Origin of the sequence: Rhizobium mesoamericanum STM3625 (genome assembly GCF_000312665.1) — a bacterium.
Taxonomy (GTDB): domain Bacteria; phylum Pseudomonadota; class Alphaproteobacteria; order Rhizobiales; family Rhizobiaceae; genus Rhizobium; species Rhizobium mesoamericanum.
The window spans coordinates 210,724-217,005 of record NZ_HF536772.1; the positions used below are offsets into that span (position 1 = coordinate 210,724).

General features: G+C 57.7%; 9 protein-coding genes. 3 read left to right on the forward strand and 6 right to left on the reverse strand.

What is annotated here, in order from left to right; translation table 11 throughout:
- Window positions 1-109: 109 nt before the first annotated feature.
- Complete coding sequence (locus tag BN77_RS01080; protein WP_007527569.1) at window positions 110-334, reverse strand: hypothetical protein; 225 nt, start codon at window positions 332-334, stop codon at window positions 110-112.
- Window positions 335-599: 265 nt separating this feature from the next.
- On the opposite strand from BN77_RS01080, the gene BN77_RS01085 reads away from it, so the two are divergent.
- Entirely contained in the window at window positions 600-1,079 is a 480-nt protein-coding gene (locus BN77_RS01085; protein WP_007527571.1) for a hypothetical protein, read from the forward strand.
- A 27-nt stretch (window positions 1,080-1,106) separates the two neighbouring features.
- On the opposite strand, the gene BN77_RS01090 is transcribed toward BN77_RS01085, so the two are convergent.
- The 3 genes from BN77_RS01090 to BN77_RS01100 form a co-directional block, all read right to left on the reverse strand.
- A complete protein-coding gene (locus BN77_RS01090) occupies window positions 1,107-1,799 on the reverse strand; it encodes a hypothetical protein (RefSeq protein WP_007527572.1) in 693 nt (230 codons plus the stop codon).
- 119 nt (window positions 1,800-1,918) lie between these two features.
- Window positions 1,919-2,098 carry a hypothetical protein gene (locus tag BN77_RS01095; protein ID WP_007527574.1) on the reverse strand — a complete coding sequence of 60 codons (180 nt, stop codon included), beginning with the start codon at window positions 2,096-2,098 and terminating at the stop codon, window positions 1,919-1,921.
- A 45-nt stretch (window positions 2,099-2,143) separates the two neighbouring features.
- Window positions 2,144-2,386, reverse strand: a complete 243-nt coding sequence (locus BN77_RS01100; protein ID WP_007527577.1) for a hypothetical protein — start codon at window positions 2,384-2,386, stop codon at window positions 2,144-2,146.
- A 336-nt stretch (window positions 2,387-2,722) separates the two neighbouring features.
- Between BN77_RS01100 and BN77_RS01105 the strand changes: the two genes are divergently transcribed.
- On the forward strand, window positions 2,723-3,814 hold the full coding sequence (locus tag BN77_RS01105; RefSeq protein WP_007527579.1) for a DUF475 domain-containing protein: 1,092 nt from the start codon (window positions 2,723-2,725) through the stop codon (window positions 3,812-3,814).
- A 72-nt stretch (window positions 3,815-3,886) separates the two neighbouring features.
- Here BN77_RS01105 and BN77_RS31800 read toward each other — a convergent pair.
- Window positions 3,887-5,238 (reverse strand): IS3 family transposase gene (locus tag BN77_RS31800; RefSeq protein ID WP_425280162.1). Its coding sequence is split into 2 segments (ribosomal slippage): window positions 3,887-4,767 and window positions 4,767-5,238, totalling 1,353 coding nucleotides; the frame shifts between segments, so codons are not numbered across the junction.
- Between the two features lie 108 nt (window positions 5,239-5,346).
- Entirely contained in the window at window positions 5,347-5,514 is a 168-nt protein-coding gene (locus BN77_RS34000) for a hypothetical protein (protein ID WP_007527585.1), read from the reverse strand.
- A gap of 245 nt (window positions 5,515-5,759) precedes the next feature.
- On the opposite strand from BN77_RS34000, the gene BN77_RS01120 reads away from it, so the two are divergent.
- The coding region (locus tag BN77_RS01120) for a GNAT family N-acetyltransferase (RefSeq protein WP_244426157.1) at window positions 5,760-6,282 on the forward strand (523 nt) is incomplete at its 3' end.

The window sequence follows — 6,282 nt, forward strand, 5'->3', positions numbered from 1 at the left end:
CGAGCGCGCAATCGCTTGCGCGCTCGTGGGCGACTGACGACATGCCAAAGCGGTCCCAGCGCGCCCGACCCAGCGGGCGCTTTGTTCAGTTGGGACCGAGTGAGCTATATTACATGCACGCTGCTGCAGACTTCATTGCCGACTCGGCGAGTGCCTTTGTCTTGTAGGCACCACCGACGGCCATCGCGGCCTTGCCGTCGGGACGCTTCGAAACAACGCTGCACTTGTTGCTGTTCGGAGCATGCTCGACATAGTAGCGGTGGCTGCTTGCGGCGAGCGCCGGAGCGACGCCGAATGCCAGGATAGCAACACTCAGAGCGATTTTCCTGATCATCGCATTCCTCCATCTTAGACTGGCGGACTCGTTGCCAGACAAAGGTGTAGCTATCGCTCGCAATGGCTTTTCCCAAGCGTCATTTCACCGCATGCAGATGAAGTCCATACAGAGGCCGATGTACCCGGAGATCATCGTCCGATCTCGTTCGATTTTTCTTTGCGGCTTGCCGGAGTTGAAAGTGCCACCGACCAATTTCGAACACAGAACAATGGCAAGTCGCTGCCGGCAAACAGCACTAAGATACGCACCACGAGGTAAAAACATGAGACTGGCAACTTTGGCCGCTGCTTCACTGCTCGCCGCGACACTGACCGCGACAGCGGACGCCGCCTCACAAAACTTCCCTGGCGCGCCCGGCGCACTGACGCTTGCCGGCAAGTGCGCCAAACTTGTCGTCGGCAAGGTCGACGCAACGAAGGGCTGCGAAGCCGAACTGGCGAGCGTAACGCTGGTGAACGGCCAGGTCACCTTCATCTTTACGTCCGGCGGCAAGATGCTGGGCTTCCAGGGCGACGGCACGGCCATCAAACCAGCCTCCAACGGCAACGCCCGCATGCCGCTCAACCTCGTGGTGACGGGCGTCGGCCAGAAGATGACAGGTCAGGTGAAGGTTGCTGGCACCTGCACGATAGGCAACCCGTACAGCGGTAAGCCGGTTGATATCGAATGCACGGCCGAAAGCAAGGACACTGCCTTTATTGGCAGCTTCCGCACAGACGGCAAGGCGCCTCAGCGGAAGTAGACGCACGTCGGCAGGTGGGAGGTACGCTCAGGCGCACCAGGCGCCGCTGACGCCGGGTTTGCGGGCCAAGCCCTCGTTAATCATCTGCACGCCGATCGACCGGCCATCGCGCGACACGACATGCGGTGCGCCGGCCTTGCCAGGCTGCCCGGCCGGGTTCATCGAGAAGGGTCCGGAATTCAGGATGTTCAGGAGCCGCAGCTTGGCGGCGAAACCCAACCGCTTTTCGCTGTCGCAGCGGGCCGTCTCGATGCCGGGGCTTAGGACATCGGCGATCGCGATCTTTTCGCCCTTGTACCAGAACGTGCCTCCATCGGCGACGCAGTTGATGTGCTCACCCTGCCCGCAATAGCCAAAGGCTGCCTTTCCGGTCTGCGCTTGCGCCGGCGAGATGGAGGCTGGGATCGCTTTCTCCGGGACGGCAGGTGCCTTGGCCGGAATGGGCACGGCGGCAGGCGGGATCATGCGGCCTGCGGTGATCGAGGCGGTCTGCTTTGGGCTGGAATCGCGTGCGAGTTCGCTCCGCACAACGGGGGCTGGCAAGGAAACGGAGGCTGGCGCATGTGCAGAAAGCATCGGCTTTACGCTCTTCCAGTTGTCGTAAGTCGCAATGCCACCAACGGCAATGACGCCGATGATCGCCCAGGGAAGAGCACTGCCGCCTCCCCTTCCCTTCGATCGTACTGATGATGTTCGCCGGCGTGTCGCAGTCTTTGCCATCTATCCGTTTCCCGTGAGTGTACGGATTATCGCCGGGCAATCCTTTCCGAAAGGTTGGCGGCCGCGTCATTTCTGGCACAGGCGTGATGATACAAACAAAAAAGCAAAAAGCCTTAAAGCTAGGTCGCGGAAGACGTGGTTTCCGGCCTAACGCGCGCCGGCCGGTCCCAACGGGCGCCCAGGGAGTTCGTGATTTCGATTCTCTCGAGATCTATCTGACTATCGGCGGCCGCCCGAAGCGCCTGCCACTCGATCTCATGTTTCATGTAAATATCGTGCGGCACCAAAGTCGTTTTCATTTTTCTCACCGATTGTCGCAAACGAAGGTAGATTGCAGTCGCAGATCAACGACGTGGCTTGGCAAGCGTAGAATCGTCCTCCCCGGCCGGCTTCGGCCCTCCCTTGGAAAGATCGCCGCCGGTTACGTGGGCGGGAACGTGGACGTCATCGAACACGCCGTGCGGCAGGGTTAGATCGACATGATGCGGGGGGAGTACTTGTGCCTTCTGCATGCGGTTGGGGCGCGCCCGTTTCATCCGGTCTGACTTTTCGGTGCGTTTGTCGGGGGTGTGGGTCAAGGGGTGCATGTCGGCCTCCTATTCAGGTTCTAACGACGGCGGTGCATGGATGGTTCCAAATAAAACAAAAAGCGCGTCGCGCCGACTTGACTGGCAAGGCAAGTTCACTACCTTCGCTCTATCCCACGGCCTCGGACATCGGCCGATGGGTCAACTTGGTGCCGGGCCCCTCTGGCGAGAGTTATTACGGCGCTCTCGTGATGTCGGTACCGCCTGCAGCTAGCCGGCGGATTTTTCATCGATGCAAAAGCTCACCATGCCTCACGCGCATGCTCTTTGTGGTATGTGGTGTTTTCCACGCACATATTCTCAGTTCGACCCCGTTCGTGGCTGCGAGGTGCAGCCATGACCAACAGTTCCGAGCAAAAACCGACGCTCAGCTATTTCCGCTGGGCTTTCATCGTCACCATCCTCGGCCTCGTTCTGGGCGCGGCGCTTGGTTGGCAGACGACCGGCACCATCGGCGGCATGGCGACCGTCTTCTTCATCTGCACGGTGCTCGCCGTGCTGGAAATTTCGCTCTCCTTCGACAATGCCATCGTCAATGCCAACAAACTCAAGGAAATGACGCCGGTCTGGCAGCATCGCTTCCTGACTTGGGGCATCGTCATTGCCGTCTTTGGAATGCGTATCGTCTTCCCGCTCGCAATCGTCGCGATCGCCGCCAAGATCGGCCCGTGGGACGCTCTGGTGCTCGCCGCCCGGGAGCCTGCGGAATACGCCCGGATCATGAGTGACGCGCACTTGCCGATCGCTGCCTTCGGCGGCACCTTCTTGATGATGGTCGGCCTCAACTACTTCTTCAATCATGAGAAGGACGTCCACTGGATCTCAGGGCTCGAAAAGCTCATGGCCCGCTCGGCCACGATCAAGGGTATTGAGATCGCCTTCGTTCTGGCGCTGGTCCTTGTGTTCTCGTCATTCCTCGGCGAGGAAGAAGCCATCACATTCGTGCATTGCGCCATCTATGGTCTTCTCACCTTCCTGGCGGTCGAGGTGATCGGCGGCCTGCTCGATGCTTCGCAACGGACGATGAGCGCTGCCGCCAGGGGCGGGCTCGGTGCCTTCATCTATCTCGAAGTGCTGGATGCCAGCTTTTCCTTCGACGGCGTTATCGGCGCTTTCGCGCTGACGCAGAACCTCTTCGTCATCGCGATCGGCCTCGGCATTGGCGCCATGTACGTGCGTTCGATGACGATCATGCTCGTCGAAAAGGGAACGCTTGCCGAATATCGCTATCTCGAGCACGGCGCCTTCTACGCGATCCTGATCCTCTCGGTGATTATGTACGTTCAGACGGTGTTCCATATCCCCGAGGTGATCACTGGCCTTGGCGGCGCGGCCCTGATCGGCATCTCGCTTTGGTCGTCCATTCGCTACAACAAGAAGGAAAAGGCAGAAGAACGCGCCGAGGCGCACAAAGAACAGCACGCCTAATTCCCTTCATCACGGCAAAATAAAGCCCGCCACCATAGTGAACTGACCCCATAAAGTTGGACAGTTGCTGGGCTATGATACAAGGGACTGAGTTCTGTATTGCACAGGACTCAGTCCTTTCAGTCTCAGCTTGATGCGCTGATGATTGTAATAGTGGATATAGTCGTTGATGCCGTTCTTCAGGCTCTGGGTGCTTTCGAAACGATTGGGGTAGAAGAGCTCGGACTTGAGGGTTGCGAAGAAGCTCTCCATTGCCGCGTTGTCGAGGCAGTTGCCTTTGCGTGACATGCTCTGTTGGATGCCGTGTTCTTTCAGTTTCTGCTGATATGCGGGCATCTGGTAATGCCATCCCTGGTCAGAATGCAGGATCGGTTTGTCATTGTTGCCTAGCTGGTTCAACGCCTTGCTCAACATCCCTTCCACCAGCTTGAAGACGGGCCGTCTTGCGGTTTCAAAAGCAATGATCTCTCCGTTGAACAAGTCCATAACCGGCGAGAGATAGAGCTTCTCACCCCCGACGTTAAACTCGGTGACATCCGTCACCCATTTCTGATTGACCGCCTGTGCGCTGAACTGCCGTTTAATCAGATCGGGAGCTGTGCGCCCGACGCTGCCCTTGTAGGAGCGATATTTCTTTGGTCTGACCAGCGATTTCAGTCCCAGCTTGACCATCAGATGCTGCACCGTCTTGTGATTGACCCTGTGCCCCTCCTGGCGGATCTCTGCAGTCACGCGTCGATAGCCATAGCGGCCCTTGTGAGCGTGGAAGACGGCCTTGATTCGGTCCTTCAGCGCAGCATGCTTGTCGCAAAGCGCCGACACCTTTTGCCGATAATAAAACGTGCTACGGGAAAGGCCCGAAAGCTTCAGCAAGCTATCAATGGGATAGAATGGCCTTAACGCTTGGATGACTTGCGCTTTTTGAGCGCTGCTTGCTCCAGCGTTAAGGCATCGAGTTTTTTTAGGTAGGCGTTCTCCATCCGCAGATAGGTCAGCTCCGCCAGCAACTCCTCCCGGCTCTTCTTATCATCGCTGCGTGAAGCGTCCGGTTGTTTCTGCGGCTCGGGCATTGATCGGGGCCTTCCTTTGCGACGCGGGCTCAAGGCATCAATACCGCCAGTCTTATAGCGGCGCTCCCAATCCACCAGGCTACTCTTGTTGCGGATGTCGAACAACGCCGCCGTCTGACGGTAGGAAAGACCATCCTCCCACATCCGCTGGAGAACCGACAGCTTGAATGCTGCATCGTAGTGGCTGAATTTCTTCGCCAGACCTAAGGGTCCGTGCGCCGCGTAACTCGCCGCCCATTTACGAACCGTGGCATGATCTACCCCGAAATGCCGGCCTACTTCGCGAGCGCCTCGCTCACCCGTTTGATAAAACTCCACAACAGATCGCTTAAAAGCTTCGCTGTGCTTGGACATGCAAAACCCCCGAAGGTTGTTGTCCAACTTTCGGGGGTCAGTTCATAGGTTGCGGGCTATTCATATCTGATCGGACGCCAAAGTCGCGGTCAAAGAGCGCAAACCGACTCAGTGGTTGATTCTGCCGAACATGCTCGGATCGATGCCGAGTTCGCGCAAATCGCGTCCCTTCGGCCGGCGGCCAGCTTCGACGGCAGCGCTCGCAGCATTCGCAGCACCGATCATTGCAAAGGCACGACCAAGGAAACCGTCGCGGATGGACTTACGGAATGACATTTTCTTTCTCGCTTTTCTTTATGATTGACTGCTCACATATGTGCCTCCGCATGGCCTTCAACAAGCGATGGAATATCAGCGCTGCCATGCAAAAACACGGGATCAGAGCAGGCGCACGGCAGGCAACCCGCGAGTAGGCGTCTTCGCACTCGGGCGAGGTCTGGAATTGCAGGCTGCTTATGAACGCAGCAAAACGAGCTACAGTACGGAGCGTGGCGTGATCACAAGGATTGGAGGACATACCGTTGACAGAACCTTTCGTGATCAGACGCGCCGAGTTATCGCAGGCCGAACCCCTGGCGCAATTTGCGGCGCACCTATTTCGCGATACCTACGATAAAGACACAGCGACGTCCGACATCGACGCTCACATCGAGAAGAATTTTAGCGTCGAACATCAGGCCGCGGAGATCAGCGATCCCGCCGCCGCAGTGTTCCTGGCGACATTTGACGACTGCATCATCGGATACGCGCACGTCATTTTCGGTTCGGTCAATTATCGGTCGGCCTTTCTCAATCGCATTTATGTCGACGCCGATTGGAGAGGCCGTGGATTGGCGACCGAACTCTTGGAGACCGTTCTGAACGAGGCTAGGCAACGCGGCGAAACCCGTTTGGAGTTGACTGTATTCGAGCAAAACGCCCGGGCGATCGCATTTTACAAAAGAGCTGGATTTGCAGTAACCGGTTACACGGCATTCACTGTCGGTCAGGACGTCCAGACCGACCTCGTGATGGCGATCAACGTGGCCGAGGGTTTCGATACCT

Bases quoted from the DNA above. Each gene is read 5' to 3' on its own strand.
- BN77_RS01085 (WP_007527571.1), top strand. From the start codon at position 600: ATGAGACTGGCAACTTTGGCCGCTGCTTCACTGCTCGCCGCGACACTG.
- BN77_RS34000 (WP_007527585.1), bottom strand. From the start codon at position 5,514: ATGTCATTCCGTAAGTCCATCCGCGACGGTTTCCTTGGTCGTGCCTTT.
- BN77_RS01100 (WP_007527577.1), bottom strand. From the start codon at position 2,386: ATGCACCCCTTGACCCACACCCCCGACAAACGCACCGAAAAGTCAGAC.
- BN77_RS01090 (WP_007527572.1), bottom strand. From the start codon at position 1,799: ATGGCAAAGACTGCGACACGCCGGCGAACATCATCAGTACGATCGAAG.
- BN77_RS01095 (WP_007527574.1), bottom strand. From the start codon at position 2,098: ATGAAAACGACTTTGGTGCCGCACGATATTTACATGAAACATGAGATC.
- BN77_RS01105 (WP_007527579.1), top strand. From the start codon at position 2,723: ATGACCAACAGTTCCGAGCAAAAACCGACGCTCAGCTATTTCCGCTGG.
- BN77_RS01080 (WP_007527569.1), bottom strand. From the start codon at position 334: ATGATCAGGAAAATCGCTCTGAGTGTTGCTATCCTGGCATTCGGCGTC.